This is a genomic window from Caulobacter sp. GW822-FHT01G02, from assembly GCF_058802865.1.
Genome location: NZ_JBXAON010000008.1, coordinates 282678 through 300533, shown reverse-complemented (window position 1 = coordinate 300533; position 17856 = coordinate 282678). Strand labels below are relative to the sequence as shown.

Genomic DNA, 17856 nt, shown 5'->3' with positions numbered 1-17856 from the left:
GACCCCTGTTCGACGCGCCGCTTTCACTAGCGCTCTTCATCGACGAGGCCGGCGACAACGCATAGCTCGCCTGGTCGCGCCCCAAAATGGAGAAGTGCCCGCCACCAAAGGCGAGGGAAGAGTCCGCTGGTGATGCGCCGGAGCGCTGCCAACTCGGAGAGGAGCGCGAACCGAACGAGAACCCTTAAGAGGCAAACGATCTCAAGCCTGCTTGCTTCCAGTAGTAAATCGAATAGCGTCGCCGTTCGATGATCACCGGTCTGCGCTCTGCACTCCTTTGCTCCAAGGTCGAGCACCGCCCCGATGGCTCTTCAGCCTATATCGGCATTCTTGGCGCTGACATCTATGCGGGCAGTCGACCCGGCCTCATCGAATGCTGGCTCACGGTCCAGTTGGATCTCGACCAAACGGCGACGTCGGGCGCCCTGGCCGTTGTGTGCGAGGGACTTGAGCAGGTCTTTCCATTCGAGACGCCTGATGGCTATTCCGACGCGGCTTTTGCCCTGCCGCTGATCATTCCCGTCCTTAGAGAGGGCAACCTTCAGCTCTCAATTCGTGATCTTGGAGCACCCGGCGCTGAGCGCTCGGTGACCTGGCGATTGAACTTTGCGCCGGGGGCCGAACGGATGAAGTCTCGAGGCGCTGGCGAACGCATTGTTCTCGTGGCCCAAGAGGCCGCTAGAACGGTCGCCGCGCAAATTGCCGGGCTTGGCTCAACACGTCACTAGGCGACGACGCCGCTCGGGCGTGAGCAGGCAAGTCCGCTCAGGCCGATACGCGTTAGTATGGCTACGCGGTCGTGGCTGATCATCTGCTGCGGGGCGTCGTGCAGCCGGTGTGGCCAGGCAAGATGTTTCGCAAGGGGCGAGGCGGAGATGAGCGAAGCGATAACCGCGCTCGTGAAATCCGTTTTACTCGAGATAGACTTCGCGATCTCGATCTATCTCGAAACGCTCGACAATGATCGCCGGCGGCCGGAGGCCGCGCGCGCACAGGCCGAACAAAGTCAGGCCGAAGCGGTTGACTTCGAGTGCGAAGAGGTCCGCGACGGAATCCTGCGAACGAAATCGTTCGAACTCGCCATCGTGGATCTATTCATGCCAGTGAGGAGGGCATTTCGACCATCATGGAGAGCATCAAGCCTTTTTCCGGCGGCTCGAAAAATCTCCCGAGCGGACAGGGGCTCGACTACGCCCTTGCTCTCGGCGCGAACGACGCGATGGGCAAGCCGTTCTCCTCGGGCTGAAGCGCATCGCACAAAGCCAGGCACAGGCTGAAGGCCGCGAGCTCGATCGCCCCCTGTTCCAGGTCGACGCCGCGGATATGCTCGAGCAGCTGCTTGAGTACGGTGACGTTGATCTTTCGCCAGTCGTTGCGGCTGCGCCAATGAAGGATCAGCCGCTTATAGGCTTCAACTAGGAAGACCCCCGAGCCACAGGCCGGATCAAGGATCACTTCCTGGCGTTCGATCAACTGGAGACGCTACGCGCGGAGATCGAGCGCCTGGAACATCGGATCCTGGCTTGGCATCGGCAGGATGCGAACAGCCGGCGGCTCGCCACAATCCCGGGCATCGGGCCGATCACCGCCAGCGCCATGGCCGCCAGTGCACCCGACCCCGCACTCTTCCGCTCTGGGCGCCAGTTCGCGGCCTGGCTCGGCCTCACGCCTCGCGCTCACAGCAGCGGCGGCAAGGAGCGGCAGGGCGGGGATCAGCAAAATGGGCGACGGCTAGGGAACTGCATCGCGCCTGGAGTCGATCTTGAGCCGGGCTGGGTGGCGCGGAAGCAGCACGGTCACACAGACGCCCTCATCAAGGGCGCGTGAGCCTGTATGAGAGCGGGGCCGTGATAGTGGACCAGCGTCTGCAGATGCTGCAGCAGCGCGCCCGGTGCAGCGCCCAGTAGGTCAAAGCCGATATTGCCAGGTCGAAGCAGCAGGTTGTCTCGACCGCTCAGATTCAAGCCGCACATCGACCATTGTGGAAAGAGCCTTTCGGTCGCTGGACCGGCGTCACGGACTTCGGGCGTCCGGTTTCGATCATCCGCGCAAATGCGCGAAAAACACGCTTGGACGTTCCTCTCAGGTCCTTCCAGGACCTGGACAAACACATAGCCGTCGGAAAGCAGGAAGCCGGTGATGCCATCCCGGCGATTATTGGCGTCCGATACCAGGAGAATGGCGCGCATGGTTTCATGCAGCGCCACCGCCGCCGATGCACTCGCCGTGCTGACATAGAGCAGTCGGAAGATGGGCGTCTGAACCAATTTCTCATCCCCCGGGGCTTGGCTTTCTCTCGATCACACGCGCCGTTCGACTAAACTTCGCGGGAACCAACGTGCAACGTCTCGCGTTGGCTCCCACTAGTCCGCTAAAATCCTGTTGAGTGCCCTCGCTTGCCTGCAAATTCGAAGACAAGCGCCCTTGATGCGACAGCGTATGAGCGGCTCATCCAGTCCGTCGTCGACTACGCGATCTATATCCTGGATCCGCAAGGCTACGTCGCCAGCTGGAACCCTGGCGCCGAGCGGATCAAGGGGTACGGCGCGGACGAGATCATCGGCGAGCATTTTTCGAGGTTCTATACGCCGGAAGACCGCGATGCGGGCCTGCCGGCCGAGGTGCTGAGACGCGCCGCGGCGGAAGGCCGCTTCGCCGCCGAAGGCTGGCGCGTGCGCAAGGACGGCGGGCGCTTCTGGGCGATGGTGGTGGTCGATCCTATCTGGGACGGCGACCGGATCGCCGGCTTTGCGAAGATCACGCGGGACATCACCGAGCAGCGCGAGGCCGCCCAGGCCGCCCTCGAAGCTGAGCGGCGTTTCCGGCTGCTCGTCCAGGGCGTGAGCGACTACGCCATCTACATGCTCGATCCCGAAGGCTACGTCACCAACTGGAACACTGGCGCCCAAGCGATCAAGGGCTACACCGCCGACGAGATCATCGGCGCGCACTTTTCCAAGTTCTACACGCCCGAGGATGTCGAGGCGGGGCTTCCCGCCAAGGCGCTGGAGACCGCAAGGCGCGACGGCCGCTTCACGGCGGAAGCCTGGCGCCGGCGCAAGGACGGCAGCCGCTTTTGGGCCAGCGTCGTGCTCGACCCGATCCGTGACGATGACGGGGAGCTCATCGGCTTTGCCAAGGTCACGCGCGATCTCACTGAGCGCCGCGAAATCGAGCTTGAGCTGGAGCGTTCGCAGCAAGCTCTGTTCCAGGCCCAGAAGATGGAAGCCGTCGGCCAGCTGACCGGAGGTCTTGCCCACGATTTCAACAACCTGCTGACCGGCATCACCGGCAGTCTCGAACTCATGAAGGCCAGGCTCGCCCAAGGCCGGCTGACGGACCTCGAGCGATACATGACTGCGGCCCAGGGCGCCGCCACGCGAGCGGCGACCCTTACCCACCGTCTGCTGGCCTTCTCGCGCCAGCAGACGCTCGAGCCCAAGGCGCTGGACGCCAACAAGCTTGTCGCCGGCGTCGAGGACCTGATCCGCCGGACGGTGGGCCCTGGCGTCGAGATCGAGACCGTCTTGGCGGCGGGCCTGTGGCCCTGCTTCTGCGATCCCAACCAGCTTGAAAACGCCATCCTCAATCTCTGCATAAACGCGCGCGACGCCATGCCCGGCGGCGGCCGCATAACGATCGAGACGGCCAACACCTGGGTCGACCCGGTTGGTGCGGTCGAGCGGGACATGGCCAAGGGGCAATATGTGGCCGTCAGCGTCACCGACACCGGCGTCGGGATGTCCGCGGCGACGATCGCTCGGGCCTTCGACCCGTTCTTCACCACCAAGCCCGTCGGACAGGGAACGGGTCTGGGCCTTTCGATGATCTATGGCTTTGCCAAGCAGTCCGGCGGCCAGGCGCGCATCTATTCCGAGCTTGGGCAAGGAACGACGGTGAAGATCTACCTGCCCCGGCATAGGGGCGAGCCTTCGGACGCCGCCGAGGAACAAGCCGTGGTCCGCCCGCCCCGCGCGAACGGGGAAACGGTGCTGGTGGTCGATGACGAGCCCACGGTAAGGATGCTGATCGCCGACACCTTGGCCGAGCTTGGCTACGAATGCATCGAAGCCGCCGACGCGGCCGCAGGCTTGAAGGTGCTGCAATCGGACCTCGATCTCGACTTGCTGATCAGCGATGTAGGCCTTCCGGGCGGGATGAGCGGCAGGCAGATGGCGGACGTGGCCCGTACCCGGCGACCGGATCTGAAGGTGTTGTTTATCACCGGCTATGCCGAGAACGCGGCGATCTCCAACGGCCACCTGGAACCGGGAATGCACGTCATGAGCAAGCCATTCCCGATGGATGCGTTGGCGACCAGGATCAAATCCATCATCGAGGCGGGAGATTGAGAAAACGGGGTTGACGTTGAGCCCTAGCACTACCGGGGCGTGGCGATGGACCTCGTTGAAAATCGCGTTCTTCTCGATCGGGCGAACGAATGTCGAGTCCCGAGGAAAAGCCAAGTTCCGCGCCTGGCGTGGGGCGGCTAGGCGGCGCCACCCGAGCGATCAAATTGCGCGCGAGGATTGGCTCATTCAATTCTCCAGCCCGGCGGCCAAACCCGCGAGCTTCTCGGCAAGCTCGGCCTGTCGGAACGGCTTTGTGAGCCGCACGAAGTCGGCTGAGATACCCGACTCTTCGGCATAGCCCGAGACAATCAGGCAGTGCAGGCCAGGGTGACGGCGGCGCGCGGCGACGACTAGCTCCGCGCCAGTCATCTCGGGCATCAGGTGGTCGGTCACCAGGATCTGTATTTCGATCTCCTCGTCGAGCTTGCGGAGCGCCTGTGCGGCGCTTTCGGCTTCGACAACCCTGTATCCGAGATCAGCGAGCATGTCGGCCGTGCTGGACCTCACGAGGGTTTCGTCGTCGACGAGCAACACGGTCCCGGAATGCGGCCCAGGCGCAGACTCCGCGGCCGATGCAAGCGCGGTTGGATCGGCGCCCGACAGCGGAAGCCATATCTTCACCGTGGTGCCTTCGCCAGGAGCGCTTTCCAAAGAGAGCGCGCCGCCGAGTTGAGCCGCCAGGCCATGGACCATGGATAGCCCAAGGCCGGTGCCGCGACCGATGCCCTTCGTCGAAAAGAAAGGCTCGGTCGCCTTGACCCGAGTGGCCTCGTCCATGCCCACACCCGTATCGTGGACGCAGAGCTGCAAGTACCGCCCGGGCCTCAGCTCGGATCCATGTTGGTGGTGAAAAGTCTCCAGCCCCACATGGATCGTGAGCACCCCGCCCTCCGGCATGGCGTCTCGGCCATTCACGCCGGTCAGCTGTCCCATCGCGTCCATTTTCTGGCTGTGCCGAAGCATCTCGTCGCGACGGAGCTCTTCGGTGATGTCGCGGCCCACCGTATAGAAGATGCCTGATGCGGAGGCCGCGTCAGGCACCGCCGACCAGGCGAATGCGATAGCTTCGCCATCGGCCTTGAGGAGCCTGACGTGAAACTGATGCGCCGCTTCGCCTCTCGCCAAGGCGGCCACCACCTCGGCGGTCGTCCCAAGGTCATCGGGGTGGATGATCTCGGAAAACGGCCGCGTAAGCAGCTCTTCCTCCGTGCGCCCCAGAACGTGCGACCAAGCCGGGTTGACCGACTTGAGGTAGCCGTCGGTCGTCGCGACGCCGAACAAGTCTCGTGAGAGTTCGAACAGGCGCTGTCGCTGCTCGGTGTTTTGGCGCTCCGCCAGCACCTGAATGGTGGTCTCCAAGCAGGAGCAGAACATTCCTCCGATCCGCCCGTCGTCATCGCGCACCGGCGAATAGGAGAAGGTCCACCAAGTCTCCTCCAGGAAACCGCGGCGGTTCATGGTGAGCGGCAGGTTCTCGGACCAGGTGGCTTCGTCAGCCAGGGCGCGGTCCACCAGCGGCTTGATGTCATCCCAGATGTCCCACCACACTTGCTGAAACGGGCGTCCCAGCGCGCCGGGGTGCTTGTCGCCGAGAATCTCCGCGTAGGCGTCGTTGTAGAGAAACGTAAGTTCGGGGCCCCAGGCGATGAACATGGGCTGTCGAGACCCGAGCGCGATGCTCAAGGCTGTCTGGAGCGCGCGAGGCCATGACGCCATCGGCCCGATTGGCGTTGCGGTCCAATCGAACGCTTGATGGCGCTGCCTCATCAACAGCCGCTGGGTGCTCTCCGGGGCGGTCAGCTGTCCCTCCTCGTCGTTGCCTAGTTCAACGCGCAGCCCTATCGCAGCGAAGGATAAATCCAGCCCCTACTGTCTAGTTCCACCAGGGATTTGCGGCCCCATGTCCTATGCGGAGGTGAGCTCGGAGACGGTTGGCTATGTATGAATGGAAATCCAGTAAGGACCTGAGACGCCATTTTCACCCGGCCACCGACGGACTAACGTCCTTTACCTTGCTATGCGGCAGGATGCGCGGCGCGGTGGTGTCACATTTGCGCTCAAGGGTGAAGTGGAGGATGGGCCGAACAGCCCGGATCACCAGCACTGTGCTCGACGCCTGGCTTCGACGCACTTTGCCAGTCGCAGCAATTGCGATCAGCCAGTCGCACGATTGGAGTCAGAAAATCGTGAAAACCCGGAACGACGTGGCAACAGATCCAAGGCGGGCTGCGACTCGCAGCTATCGGAGTCAGGGACAACATAAAAATAAAATCCGCCAATATAACGATATTTCACGTCTAACAAAGATTATCGGAAATAAAGCTACCCAGCGAACGACGCCAACTGGGGTAGCGATCATAATCGGCCTCGCCAACAACTGAGAAACCGGCAGTGGCCGTCGCCGTTTGATCTAGCCCAACGAGGGATAGCTTCGAGGCATGCGTATTGCGAATTATCGTGTGACGCATGGAGAGAAGTGATGTCCGGTTCGAACTCACACCATGGCCATCACCACCCTGGCGTCCCAGTCGGCGAGCATCGCGATCCCGTCTGCGGCATGAGCGTGGATCCGGCCACCGCGCCGGAGCACCGCCTGAATGCGGGGTGGCATTCCCACTTCTGTTCGACCGGCTGCGCGCGCAAGTTCGACGCCGAGCCTGAACGCTACCTGCAAGACGTCGCCGCGCCGAAGGCGGCATCGTCCGAAGCGACGCCGGGCGCGATCTATACCTGCCCGATGCACCCAGAGATTCGGCGGTCCGGCCCGGGCAGCTGCCCGATCTGCGGCATGGCCTTGGAGCCGCTGACCGTCACGGCCGACAGCGGCCCCAATCCCGAACTGCGCGACATGACGATCCGGTTCTGGATCGGCCTGGCCCTGGCCTTGCCCGTCTTCGCGCTGGAAATGGGCGGCCACATCGGACTGATGGCGCTTCACCTGACGCCAGGGGTGTCCAATTGGGTCCAATTGGCCTTGGCCACACCCGTGGTTCTGGGCTGCGGCTGGCCCTTCTTTGAGCGTGGCGCGCGCTCGCTGGCGACGCGCCAGCTCAATATGTTCACGCTGATCGCCATGGGCATCGGCGTGGCCTGGACCTACAGCGTGGTCGCCACCCTGGCGCCTCAGCTCTTCCCGGCCGCCTTCCGCCGTCCCGACGGCTCGACGCCGATCTATTTCGAGGCCGCCGCGGTGATCACGGTCCTGGTGCTGCTGGGCCAGGTGCTTGAGCTGCGCGCGCGCGAGAACACCTCCGGCGCGATCAAGGCGCTGCTGGACCTTTCGCCCAAGACCGCGCGCCGAATGTTCGACGGCGAGGACTTCGAGATTCCCGTCGAGGAGATCCAGGCCGGCTTCCATCTGCGCGTCCGCCCCGGCGAGAAGATCCCCGTCGACGGTCGGGTGCTGATGGGCGAGGCCTCGGTCGACGAGTCCCTGGTGACCGGCGAGTCCATGCCAGTCCACAAGTCGCCGGGCGACAAGGTGATCGGCGGCGCCCTGAACAAGACCGGCTCCTTCCTGATGATCGCCGACAAGGTCGGCGCCGACACCCTGCTCTCGCAGATCGTGGCGATGGTGGCCGAGGCCCAGCGCAGCCGCGCGCCCATCCAGCGGATGGCCGACCAGGTATCGGGCTGGTTCGTGCCGGCCGTCATGCTCGTCGCTCTGATCGCCTTCGGCGCCTGGGCGGCGTTCGGTCCGCCGCCGAGCATGGCCTTCGCGCTGGTGGCGGCGGTCTCGGTCTTGATCATCGCGTGTCCCTGCGCCCTGGGGCTGGCCACGCCGATCTCGATCATGGTCGGTGTCGGCCGCGGCGCGGCCGCCGGCGTCCTGATCAAGAACGCCGAGGCCCTGGAGCGCTTCGAGAAGATCGACACCCTCGTCGTCGACAAGACCGGCACGCTTACCGAAGGCCGACCGGCCGTCACGGCGATCCGCCCGGCGGCGGGGTTCACGGAGGAGGAGATCCTGCGCCTGGCCGCCAGCCTGGAGCGGGCCAGCGAGCATCCGCTGGCCGACGCGATCGTTCGAGCCGCGGCGGCGCTGGAGCTGCCGCTGTCGCATCCCGAAGACTTCGACTCGCCCGTGGGCAAGGGCGTGGTCGGCAAGGTCGAGGGGCGCGTCCTGGCGATCGGCTCGGCCCGCTTCCTGGACGAGCAAGGCGTGGCGTCGGCGCCGCTCGCCGACCAGGCTGACGCGCTGCGCCAGGACGGCGCCACGGCGATCTATGTCGCCATCGACGGAGTGGTCGCCGCCGTGCTGGCCATCGCCGACCCGGTCAAGCCGACCACCCAGAAGGCCGTCGAAGCCCTGAAGGCGGACGGCGTGCGCGTGGTCATGCTGACCGGCGACAACCGCACGACCGCCCAGGCCGTCGCCAAGCGGCTGGGCATCGACGAGGTCGAGGCCGACGTCCTGCCCGACGAGAAGGCCGCCGTGGTCAAGCGCCTGCGGGCTGAAGGCCGCAAGGTCGCCATGGCGGGCGATGGCGTCAACGACGCGCCGGCCCTGGCGGCGGCCGAGGTCGGCGTCGCCATGGGCGCGGGCTCGGACGTCGCCATCGAGAGCGCCGGGGTCACGCTGCTGCACGGGGACCTGGAGGGCCTGGTCAAGGCGCGTCGCCTCTCGCGAGCGGTGATGGGCAACATCCGGCAGAACCTGTTCTTCGCCTTCGCCTACAATGTGGCGGGCGTGCCGATCGCGGCCGGGGTGCTCTATCCGGTGTTCGGCTGGCTGCTGTCGCCGGCGATCGCCGCGGCGGCCATGGCTCTGTCCTCGGTCAGCGTGGTCGGCAATGCGCTGCGCCTGCGGGCGGTGCGGCTTTAGGCGCTGACTGGCGCGGGCGTTGTTGAGGGGTTGGGCCGCCGCCCGCGTAGGAACTTAGGACAAAGTCGCCTTTCAACAGGACCGCCCCATGACCTACCGCGCTTTCCTCGCCACCGCCGTTCTGTCGGCCTCGATCCTGGCCGGCGGCCAGGCCAGCGCCCACGCCAAGCTGGTGGCCTCCGACCCCGCCGCCAACGCCACGGTCGCCGCGCCCAAGACCATCCGCCTGACCTTCAATGAAAAGCTCGCCCCAGCCTTCTCGAGCTTCGAGCTGGCCATGGCCGACGGCATGAAGGCGCCGGTCAAGACCACCGTCTCGGCCGACCGCAAGACGATCACGGGCGTGCCCAAGGGCCGGCTGATGGCGGGCGCCTACAAGCTCACCTGGCATGCGGCCGCCGCCGATGACGGTCACCGCATGGATGGGACCCTGGCCTTCACGGTGAAGTAGCCGATGGAGACCGCGGTAGTCCTCGTTCGCTGGGCGCAATATGTGACGTGCTTCGTCCTGGCGGGCGGGGCGCTCTTCGCGCTCTACGCCCTGCCGGCCGCGGGTCCGTCCAGCGCCGTGGCGCTGGGCTGGCCGCGTCGGCTCCTGGCGGGCTGCGCCGCGCTGCTGGTCGTGGCCAGTCTCCTGGGTCTTGTGCTGCAAACGGCCGTGGTCGCCGGGTCGCTTTCCGCGGCGCTGGATCCCTCGATCCTGACCTCGGTGATCAGCGAGATGGCGATGGGCGCGGCCTCGCTCGCACGGGCCCTGGCCGCGGTCGTGGCGCTGCACGTGCTTCTGCTCGCGCCGCCCGGCCGCGCCGCCTGGATCGCTGTATCAACGTTGGGGGCCGTGGCTGCGGCCAGCATGGCCTGGATGGGCCACGGCGCGGCCACCGAAGGTTTCGGCGGGAGCCTGCACCTGGCGGCCGACATCGCCCACCTCGCGGCGGCCGCCGTCTGGGTCGGCGCCCTGGTGTTCTTTCTGGGGCTGGCCGGGGTCAGTCGGCGTGACGCGCGACAGGCGCCGACCTTCCATGCCGCCCTGGCGGGTTTCTCGGGCATCGGCTCGGGCGTCGTCGCCGTGCTGGTCGCCAGCGGCCTGATCAACAGCTGGTTCCTCGTCGGGCCCATGGGCGTTGCGGCCCTGGTCCGCACGCCCTACGGGCTTCTTCTGCTTCTCAAGCTCGTTCTCTTCGGCGCCATGGTCGTGCTGGCCGCCGCCAACCGGTTTCGCCTGACCCCGGCCCTGCGCGAAGCCCTGGTCGAGCCGGCGCCGCCCAGCACGGCGGTCAAGGCGCTGCGCCGCAGTCTCGTGCTGGAACTGAGCGCGGCGATGGCGCTCGTCGCCGTGGTCGCCTGGCTAGGGCGTCTCGCGCCGATCAGCGCGCAATAGCCGCAACGTTCAGAGCACCGGTTCGTGCGCCGGCTCGGGCGTGGGGCGCCGCGCGAAGGGATCGCGCGCCCGCAACCAGTTACGCGCAGGCCGTTCGACAAGATGGTAGGCGACCATCGCGGCCAGCTGACAGGCCACGAACGCTCCTGCCCAGGCCAAGGCGATCCCGGCGCCGGACAGGTCTGGCGCCAGCCTTTCCAGAGCGTGGAAATAGACGATGTCGGCCGGAAGGTGGACCATGTAGAGGCTGTAGGAGACCTCGCCGAGATAGACGAGCGCCGGCGCCGACATCGCGCCTGGCTTCGCGGCCTTGGACGTCTCGGCCAGGCAGAAGATCAGCATAGCCAGACCCGGCCAGATATAGAGATCGCTCAGTCGCAGGTTGGCGGCGATCGCCACCCAGACCGTCGCGGCGAGCGCGCCGAATCCGGCCATGCCGGCCGGCAGGCTCAGGCTCGATCCCAAGCGATGCAGGGCCGCGCCCATCAGGAAGGCCGGGATGATCCGCAAGGCGCCGATCTGGGCGCTCATGTCGGTGAACAGCACCCCGCGCCCCTGGGCCGTCAGGAACATGGCGACGAACAGGGCGAGCACGGCGAGGACGAAGAGGCGTGGCCAACGCCTCAGCGACACCGAGGCGATGGCCGCGACCGGAAAGCCGAGGTAGGCGAACCACTCAGCCGAGATCGACCAGGAGGGGAAGTTCCATTGCACGGTGGGCGTCGTGCCCCAGGCATGCACTAGCAACAGGTGCTGGGGGAGCATGCGCGGGTCGAACGCCTGGGGATCGAAGCGGACGCCCAGCTTCAAGGCCGCGAGCCAGATGGCGATCGTCGCGGCCAGGGTGACCAGATGGACGGGATAGACCCGCGCCAGGCGCGCCCAAAGGAAGGAGCCGTAGTTGAACCGTCGCTCGGCCCAGGCCCGCGTATAGACGTGGCTGAGGATGAAACCCGACAGGATGAAGAAGAGGTCGACGCCGAGGTAGCCCTTGGCGGCCAGGCCAAAGCGCTCGAGACCAAGGTCCAGGTGGTTGCGGAAATGATAGACGAGCACCCACAGCGCCGCGCAGATGCGCAACGACGTGAGCGGACGGATGTCCGACGGATACATGGCCCCTCCCCCGAGGCAATGGTTGGAGCCGGCGAGCGCCGGCCCGATGGGCGCTAGAGCGCGGTCAGGCCGACGATGGTCTGGCCCCGCAGCTTGAAGCGCACCTTGGTCCCGACGCTCAGGCCCTTCAGGAGGGTCGGATCAGCGACCTTGAAGGCCATGGTCATCGGCGGCCACTTCAGCGCCGGGATCGCTTCATGGGCCAGAGTGATCTTGGCGGCCTTGGCGTCGATGGCGCGCACGACGCCGACCGCCTCGACCGGCGCGCTCGCCTCAACCGCATGCGCCGCAGGGTCCATAGCGCTCATCTGGGCGGCCGCCGGCTGGGCCAGCAGGGTCAGGGCGCTCGCAAGAGCGATGGACAGCATCTTCATGGAAGCCTCGCTAGGATCGATGGTCAAAACCAGGCCCTCAGGCCGAGCACGAAACTGGTCTCGGTGACCTCGTCGCCGCGCAGCCGGGCGAAGTCCGCGGCGCGCCCGAACCGCTTGGATAGGGCGACGCCGACATATGGCGCGAATTGGCGCCGAACCTCATAGCGAAGGCGCAATCCGAGCTCGCCGCTCGAGAGCCCCGAACCGATCGCCGCTGCGGGGATGTCTTGGGCGGCGAAGTTGAGTTCGGTGCGCGGCTGCAGGATCAGGCGCTGGGTGAGGCGCCAGTCGATCGCCCCTTCGGCGCGCGCGAGGACATCGCCCTTGCTGGAAACGAACACCGCTCCGCCCGCCTCGATCCAGTAGGGCAACAGGGTTTCGAACCCGACGGCGGCATAGGTGCGCGACTTGGGCTCGACATCCTGGCGCAAGCCCACCTGCAAGTCGGTATAGAGCGCCACGGGCCTGGAATAGAGCGCCTGCACCTCGCTGGCCTGAACGCCGTGACGGCCGCCCTCGCCCTCGGATTTGATCACCAGGCGATTGAGGTCGCCGCCGAACCAAGCCTCGCCGTCCCAGTGATAGCCGTTGCCCCCGGCCTGGGCGCGGTATTCCAGGAGGTTGGCCATCACCTGCGAGACCTGGGCGCCGCCATGCTCCTGCCGGAGCACGGCGCGAGCCCGGTCCATGGCGGCCGGATCGAAGACCCTGTCGGCCAGATGGTCGGTGGGCGGCGCCGGCGGAGCTGTTTCGTGATCGGGCAAGGGCGGCGGTCCCATCGCTTCGGCCGGGCGTTCCGATTGACCGGAGACAGCCAGGCCGGGCATGGCGCCCATGTCGTGGCCGGCGTGGGGGTCGGTCGCCGGCGCGACCTGCGTCTGAGGCATGGCCATGGCCGGCATGGCGCCCATGTCGTGTCCGGCATGGGGGTCGGCGGCTGGAGGCGGGGCCGCCGGCGCAGGCTTGGAACTGGGCGCGGCTGGCGCGCCGGCGTGGCCGGCGTGCTGGGCCAGGGCCGGCGCGGCCCACAGGACCGGCAAGAGGGCGATCAGCGAGGCCTTCATCGCGCGCCCTCCGCGGGGGTGTCGCGCACGCTGAAGACCTGAAACATCCCCGCGTGCATGTGATAGAGCATGTGGCAGTGGAAGGCCCAGTCGCCGGTCTCGGCGGTGAAGTCGAAGCTGACGCGGCCGCCGGGCAGGACGATGACGGTGTGCTTGCGCGGCATGTGGCCCGCCGGTCCGAAGGCCAGTTCGAAGAAGTGGCCGTGCAGGTGGATGGGGTGGGCCATCATGGTGTCGTTGACCAGGGTGACCCGGACCCGCTCGCCGTGGCGGAAGGCGTAGGGCGGCGGCCTATCGCTGAACTTGCGCCCGTCAAACCCCCACATGAACCGCTCCATGTTGCCGGTCAGGTGAATCTCGAGGGATCGCTCCGGGGCGCGCGGGTCGGGATTCGGCTCGAGGGCCACCAGGTCGCGATAGACCAAGACCCGGTGGCCGACGCTTTCGAGGCCCTGGCCAGGCTCGCCGGTGCGATCCATCGGCATCGGCGCGATCGACTGCACGCCCGGACCGAGCCTGACCTGAGGCGCGTTGTCCGGATTGCGCATGGACATGTCCATGCCGCCCTTGTCCATCTTGCCCATCACGTCGCTTCCGCGCTGGCGCGGCGGCGCCATGCCGGGCGCGGGGGTCGCGGCCTTGGCGCCCATGGCCGCGTGATCCATGCCGGACATGTCCGTGGAGCCATGGTCCATGCCCCCCATGTCCATTCCCTCCATATCCATGCCCATGTCGCGCATGGTGGTCAGCGGCCGCTCGCGCGGCGGCGGGACCTCGGCGCTCATGCCCAGCCGCGGCGCCAGGGTGGCGCGGCCCAACCCAGAGCGGTCGACCGACTCCGACACGATCGTGAAGGCCTTGTCTTCGGCGGGCTGGACGATCACGTCATAGGTCTCGGCGTTGCCGATCTGGAACTCGTCGACCTCGACGGGCCGCACGTGCTGGCCGTCGGCGGCGACCACGGTCATGCGCAGCCCCGGGATGCGGACGTTGAAGACCGACTGGGCCGCGGCGTTGATGAACCGCAGGCGCACGCGCTCGCCGGGCGCGAACAGCGCCGTCCAGTTGTCCGCGGGGCCATGGCCATTGACCAGGAAGGTGTAGGCCGCGCCGGTGACGTCGGAGATGTCGGTCGGGTCCATCAGCATCTTGGCCCAGTCCAGGCGCTCGGCCAGGGTCTGGTCCTTGCCGGCCAGAAGCCCAGCGAGGGTCTGGCGCTGGTAGTTGAATGCGCCGCTCTGCTGCTTGAGCTTCTTGAAGATCTGGTGCGGGTGCAGGCGGCTGAAGTCCGACAGCACCACGACGTGCTCGCGGTCGAAGGCCACCGGATCAGGACCGACCGGATCGATGATAATGGGCCCATAGTGGCCCATCTGCTCCTGCAGGCCCGAATGGCTGTGGTACCAATAGGTGCCCGCCTGGCGGACCTGGAATTCGTAGGTGAAGGTCTCGCCGGGCTTGACGCCCGGGAAGCTGACGCCGGGCACGCCGTCCATCTGGAAGGGCACGAGCAGGCCGTGCCAGTGGATCGAGGTGTCCTCGTCGAGCGTGTTGGTCACCGACAGGCGGACATGCTGGCCTTCCTTCAGCCGGATCAGCGGGCCAGGAACCGTGCCGTTGATCGTCACGGCGTGGCCGGCCTTGCCGTCGACCGTGATCGGCGTGTGGCCGATGGTCAGCTTGATGTCCTCGCCCGAAAGGGCGGCCGGCGCGCGGCCGGGATCGCCCGCCGCGCGCGCCCAGGACGGCAGCAGGCTCGCCAGGGTGGCGCCGCCGCCGAGGACGGCGAGCGATTGGAGAAAACGACGGCGATCGAAAGCCGCGCTGGATCGAAGCATGACAGCCCTTTGACGATGACGCGCCGGCGGCAGGCCGTGAGGGACGGCCGCGACGCGATCTCTAGGTGGCTACGCGCCAAACCGTCGCCCCCCTCGCCGGCGGGCGAAAAAAGTCAGGGATCGACCAGCCAGTCGGCCAGCCGCTTGCGGGCGCGATAGGCGCGCATCTCGATGGTCTTGACGCTGACGCCCAGGACCGCCGCGGCGTCCTGTTGTGAATAGCCTTCCAGATAGGTGAGGATCAGCGGCTCCTTGAGCTGGTCGGGCAGGCGCGCGATCGCCGCCTCCAGGCGCGACAGTTGTTCGGCGCGCAGACTCGCCGCCTCGGGGCCCGGCGCGGGGTCGGCGGGATCGGGCGCGCCTGGCGCGTCGATCGACCGCTCGCCCAGGATCAGCCGCCGAACCAGCAGGCGACGCCCCCGGTCGCGGCACTTGTTCAGGACGATGGCCCGCATCCAGGCGCCGAACGGCCGGGTCGGATCATAGCGATCCAGCGCCTTCCAGGCGGCCACGAAGCTTTCCTGCACCACCTCGTGGGCGGCTTCGGAGTCGCCGACATGGCGCCGGGCGAAGGCGTGCAAGGCGCCCTTGTGACGCCGCATCAGCGTGCTGAAGGCGCGCTCGTCGCCGCGCGCCGCGCGCCTGGCCAGCGCGCCGTCCTCGTCCTCGCCAAGGCCGGCGGTCACGGCGTCTCGTTCGTTAGCGCCTCGCTGACGCGGCGGTCGAATTTGGCCGCCTGCTCGGGGGTCAGCACCTTACGCATCGCCAGGACGTGCTGGACCGTCTCCAGCTGCAGCGCCCCCATGGCGACATGGAAACGCTCGACCGCGGCCTCGACCTCGGGCCCGTATTCGTGGCGCGCCTGGATGGCGGCGGCCAGTTGGGCGTTGGCCGCGCGCAGCTCGGCCTCCCGGGCGCGGCGACGCACGGCGAAATCCTGTTCGAGCGCCTCGAGCCGGCGATCCTGATCCGGGCTGAGCTTCAGCTCGTGGTGAACCATCTCGTGCAGCGACTGGGCGTGATGCATCGGCAAGAACCGGCCCGAGCCGAGCCAGCCGCCGGCGATCCCGGCCAGCAGCGCCAGGACGACGGTCAGGGCCGCCCCGCGCGAGATCCGGCGCATGTCAGCGCCCGCCGAGCAGGGTCGACGGCGCCAGGTGCGCGTCGACCGAAAACGCCGAGATCTCGGAGGGGGCGCGCGCGGCGGCGTTGGCCGCGAGACTGCCGCCGACCATGCCCAGGCCCAGGGCCGCCACCACCGAGGCCGCGCGCAGCGGCACGAGCGCGTTCGCCGCGCGCCGGCCGTCGCGCCAGCTGTCGATCCTGGCCCACACCTGGCCTTCCAGGCCGGGCAGCTGGGCGTGCGGCTGGCGCCGCAACGCCTCGAAAAGTTCGTCGAGCTGGTCGCTCATCGTCGATCCCCTGACTCTGCACGCCTACATACGCGGCCCGCGGTCCACCCCCTCACCTCAGGCGCGACGCGCCCCCGGGCCGGCCGTGCGTCCGGCGCACGACGCGGAGAAAAACCATATGCTGAAAACGTCCGCACGGATCCACAGGTGTTGGGCCGCTGGCGACGCTCGGGTGCGGGTGAAAGCCACGCACGCCCCGGCCCCGCATGGCGATCGCCCCCCGGGGGGACGCGCCCGCGCCCAGGACGGCCGAGGTTCGGAGCGGCGCGATCGCCGCCGCGGCCTGGCGCCCCGTCGCGCGAGACGAGGGCCAAAACCTGCGCTTCGGAATCTACGTATTCCGACCCGGGACGTAGGACCCTAGTCCCTGACTCGAAGAACAACTTCTTCCCGTCGAAGATCAAACGGCGGCGCATCTACTCATCTCCAAACCTATTCATCTAAGGAGTCAAAGATGATCAAGACGTCCGTCATCGCCGGCTTGGCCGGCATCGCGATGCTCGTTGCAACGCCGGTTCTGGCGCAAGGGATCGGCCACACCTTCTTCATGAAGGGCTCGATCGTCGCGAACGACAGCAACGGCACCGTGATCTGCATCGGCAAGGCGGACGGCGCCGAGGTCGGCCAGACCCTGGAAGTCTACCGCGTCAAGCAGCTGCCGGGGCCCAACAAGGCCCCGCCGTCCTATCGGCGCGACCTCGTCGGGCACGTGAAGATCGACCACGTCTTCGACGACCACTTCGCCCATGTCACGGTCGCCGACGGTACGCCGGCCAAGCACGACATCGTCGAGCTGCGCAAGAACTGAGCGGGCGATCGGTTCGCCAGCGGCGGGATGGCCCACGCCGTCTCGCCGGAGCGACCGGCGGGCGCGCCCCTCCGCTGACCTTGGGCTTTCGTCCAACGAGCGAGGCGACGAGTATCATGACGACCTTCAAGATCGGCGCGTTCGCCGCAGCCGCCGGCGTGCGGCGCGATACGATCCGGTACTACGAGCGCACCGGCCTGCTGCGCGATCCGGGCAGGACCGGCGCCGGCTACCGTGTCTATGAGGACGCCGACCTCCTGCGGCTCCATTTCATCCGGGCCGCGCAGGAGCTCGGCTTCACGCTCGCCGAAACCGCCGACCTGCTCGCGCTTCAAGCCTCCGACACCGCCAAGGCGTCGGCGGTGCTGGAGATCACCCGCGAGAAGATCCGCGACGCCGAACGCCGCATTCAGCGGCTGTCGGATATCCGTGACGTGCTCAGCGCGCTGGCCGACGATTGCCCGATGGACGTGGCGGCCTCGGACTGTCCGATCCTGGCCTTCCTCGCCGAAAGACGGGTCCGGCGGTCGGACGCCCGCGGCGACGCACCGCGGGAGGCGCTCTGACCCGCCCGGGCGCGCGGCGACACGTCAATCCTTGGCCGGCGACCTCGCCGGCTCCACCGCTCGCCCCTGGCGCGCCCGTCCGCGGCGAAGGCCATCGGTGTCGAGCCCATGATCTCCAGGGAG

The 17856-nt window shown here is 67.2% G+C and carries 17 protein-coding genes and 1 pseudogene; 8 read left to right on the top strand and 10 right to left on the bottom strand.

Annotation, left to right across the window (positions count from 1 at the left end):
* Positions 1-248: 248 nt before the first annotated feature.
* On the top strand, positions 249-728 hold the full coding sequence (locus tag AC1RNC_RS22840) for a hypothetical protein (protein WP_062097751.1): 480 nt from the start codon (positions 249-251) through the stop codon (positions 726-728).
* A 460-nt stretch (positions 729-1188) separates the two neighbouring features.
* Here AC1RNC_RS22840 and AC1RNC_RS22835 read toward each other — a convergent pair whose 3' ends face one another.
* Positions 1189-1473 carry a DNA methyltransferase gene (locus AC1RNC_RS22835; protein ID WP_062097755.1) on the bottom strand — a complete coding sequence of 95 codons (285 nt, stop codon included), beginning with the start codon at positions 1471-1473 and terminating at the stop codon, positions 1189-1191.
* Between the two features lie 39 nt (positions 1474-1512).
* Here AC1RNC_RS22835 and AC1RNC_RS22830 point away from each other — a divergent pair.
* Positions 1513-1732 (top strand): annotated as a pseudogene (locus AC1RNC_RS22830) (transposase); the annotation flags it as partial.
* 64 nt (positions 1733-1796) lie between these two features.
* Here AC1RNC_RS22830 and AC1RNC_RS22825 read toward each other — a convergent pair.
* Positions 1797-2267, bottom strand: coding sequence for a BLUF domain-containing protein (locus tag AC1RNC_RS22825; RefSeq protein ID WP_062097757.1), 471 nt, complete (start codon positions 2265-2267; stop codon positions 1797-1799).
* A gap of 129 nt (positions 2268-2396) precedes the next feature.
* Between AC1RNC_RS22825 and AC1RNC_RS22820 the strand changes: the two genes are divergently transcribed.
* A complete protein-coding gene (locus AC1RNC_RS22820; protein ID WP_492888349.1) occupies positions 2397-4352 on the top strand; it encodes a hybrid sensor histidine kinase/response regulator in 1956 nt (651 codons plus the stop codon).
* A 186-nt stretch (positions 4353-4538) separates the two neighbouring features.
* Here the strand turns inward: AC1RNC_RS22820 and AC1RNC_RS22815 are convergent, their stop codons facing one another.
* Entirely contained in the window at positions 4539-6005 is a 1467-nt protein-coding gene (locus AC1RNC_RS22815; protein WP_492888348.1) for a PAS domain-containing protein, read from the bottom strand.
* A gap of 826 nt (positions 6006-6831) precedes the next feature.
* Here AC1RNC_RS22815 and AC1RNC_RS22810 point away from each other — a divergent pair.
* From AC1RNC_RS22810 to copD, 3 genes are all read left to right on the top strand, one after another.
* On the top strand, positions 6832-9177 hold the full coding sequence (locus AC1RNC_RS22810) for a heavy metal translocating P-type ATPase (RefSeq protein WP_492888347.1): 2346 nt from the start codon (positions 6832-6834) through the stop codon (positions 9175-9177).
* Positions 9178-9265: 88 nt separating this feature from the next.
* Entirely contained in the window at positions 9266-9628 is a 363-nt protein-coding gene (gene copC / locus AC1RNC_RS22805; protein WP_066685876.1) for a copper homeostasis periplasmic binding protein CopC, read from the top strand.
* A 3-nt stretch (positions 9629-9631) separates the two neighbouring features.
* Positions 9632-10558, top strand: a complete 927-nt coding sequence (gene copD / locus AC1RNC_RS22800; protein ID WP_184717258.1) for a copper homeostasis membrane protein CopD — start codon at positions 9632-9634, stop codon at positions 10556-10558.
* Positions 10559-10567: 9 nt separating this feature from the next.
* Here the strand turns inward: copD and AC1RNC_RS22795 are convergent, their stop codons facing one another.
* The 7 genes from AC1RNC_RS22795 to AC1RNC_RS22765 form a co-directional block, all read right to left on the bottom strand.
* Positions 10568-11671 carry an acyltransferase family protein gene (locus tag AC1RNC_RS22795; RefSeq protein ID WP_066685874.1) on the bottom strand — a complete coding sequence of 368 codons (1104 nt, stop codon included), beginning with the start codon at positions 11669-11671 and terminating at the stop codon, positions 10568-10570.
* A gap of 53 nt (positions 11672-11724) precedes the next feature.
* The gene (locus tag AC1RNC_RS22790) at positions 11725-12045 is read right to left on the bottom strand and encodes a copper-binding protein (RefSeq protein WP_492841912.1); all 321 of its coding nucleotides are present in this window, start codon (positions 12043-12045) and stop codon (positions 11725-11727) included.
* 23 nt (positions 12046-12068) lie between these two features.
* Entirely contained in the window at positions 12069-13109 is a 1041-nt protein-coding gene (locus AC1RNC_RS22785) for a copper resistance protein B (RefSeq protein WP_066685871.1), read from the bottom strand.
* Complete coding sequence (locus tag AC1RNC_RS22780) at positions 13106-14947, bottom strand: copper resistance system multicopper oxidase (protein WP_062098112.1); 1842 nt, start codon at positions 14945-14947, stop codon at positions 13106-13108. Before AC1RNC_RS22780 ends, AC1RNC_RS22785 begins: the two co-directional genes overlap by 4 nt.
* A 113-nt stretch (positions 14948-15060) precedes the next feature.
* Positions 15061-15633: an RNA polymerase sigma factor gene (locus AC1RNC_RS22775; RefSeq protein WP_066685867.1), complete on the bottom strand. Its 573-nt coding sequence runs from the start codon at positions 15631-15633 to the stop codon at positions 15061-15063.
* Positions 15630-16070, bottom strand: coding sequence for a periplasmic heavy metal sensor (locus AC1RNC_RS22770; protein WP_062098114.1), 441 nt, complete (start codon positions 16068-16070; stop codon positions 15630-15632). Before AC1RNC_RS22770 ends, AC1RNC_RS22775 begins: the two co-directional genes overlap by 4 nt.
* A gap of 1 nt (position 16071) precedes the next feature.
* Positions 16072-16359, bottom strand: coding sequence for a hypothetical protein (locus tag AC1RNC_RS22765; RefSeq protein WP_066685866.1), 288 nt, complete (start codon positions 16357-16359; stop codon positions 16072-16074).
* Positions 16360-16813: 454 nt separating this feature from the next.
* On the opposite strand from AC1RNC_RS22765, the gene AC1RNC_RS22760 reads away from it, so the two are divergent.
* Together AC1RNC_RS22760 and AC1RNC_RS22755 are read left to right on the top strand one after the other, a co-directional pair.
* Entirely contained in the window at positions 16814-17167 is a 354-nt protein-coding gene (locus AC1RNC_RS22760; protein WP_172274915.1) for a hypothetical protein, read from the top strand.
* A 116-nt stretch (positions 17168-17283) separates the two neighbouring features.
* Positions 17284-17733, top strand: coding sequence for a heavy metal-responsive transcriptional regulator (locus AC1RNC_RS22755; protein WP_062098120.1), 450 nt, complete (start codon positions 17284-17286; stop codon positions 17731-17733).
* The last annotated feature ends 123 nt before the right edge of the window (positions 17734-17856 follow it).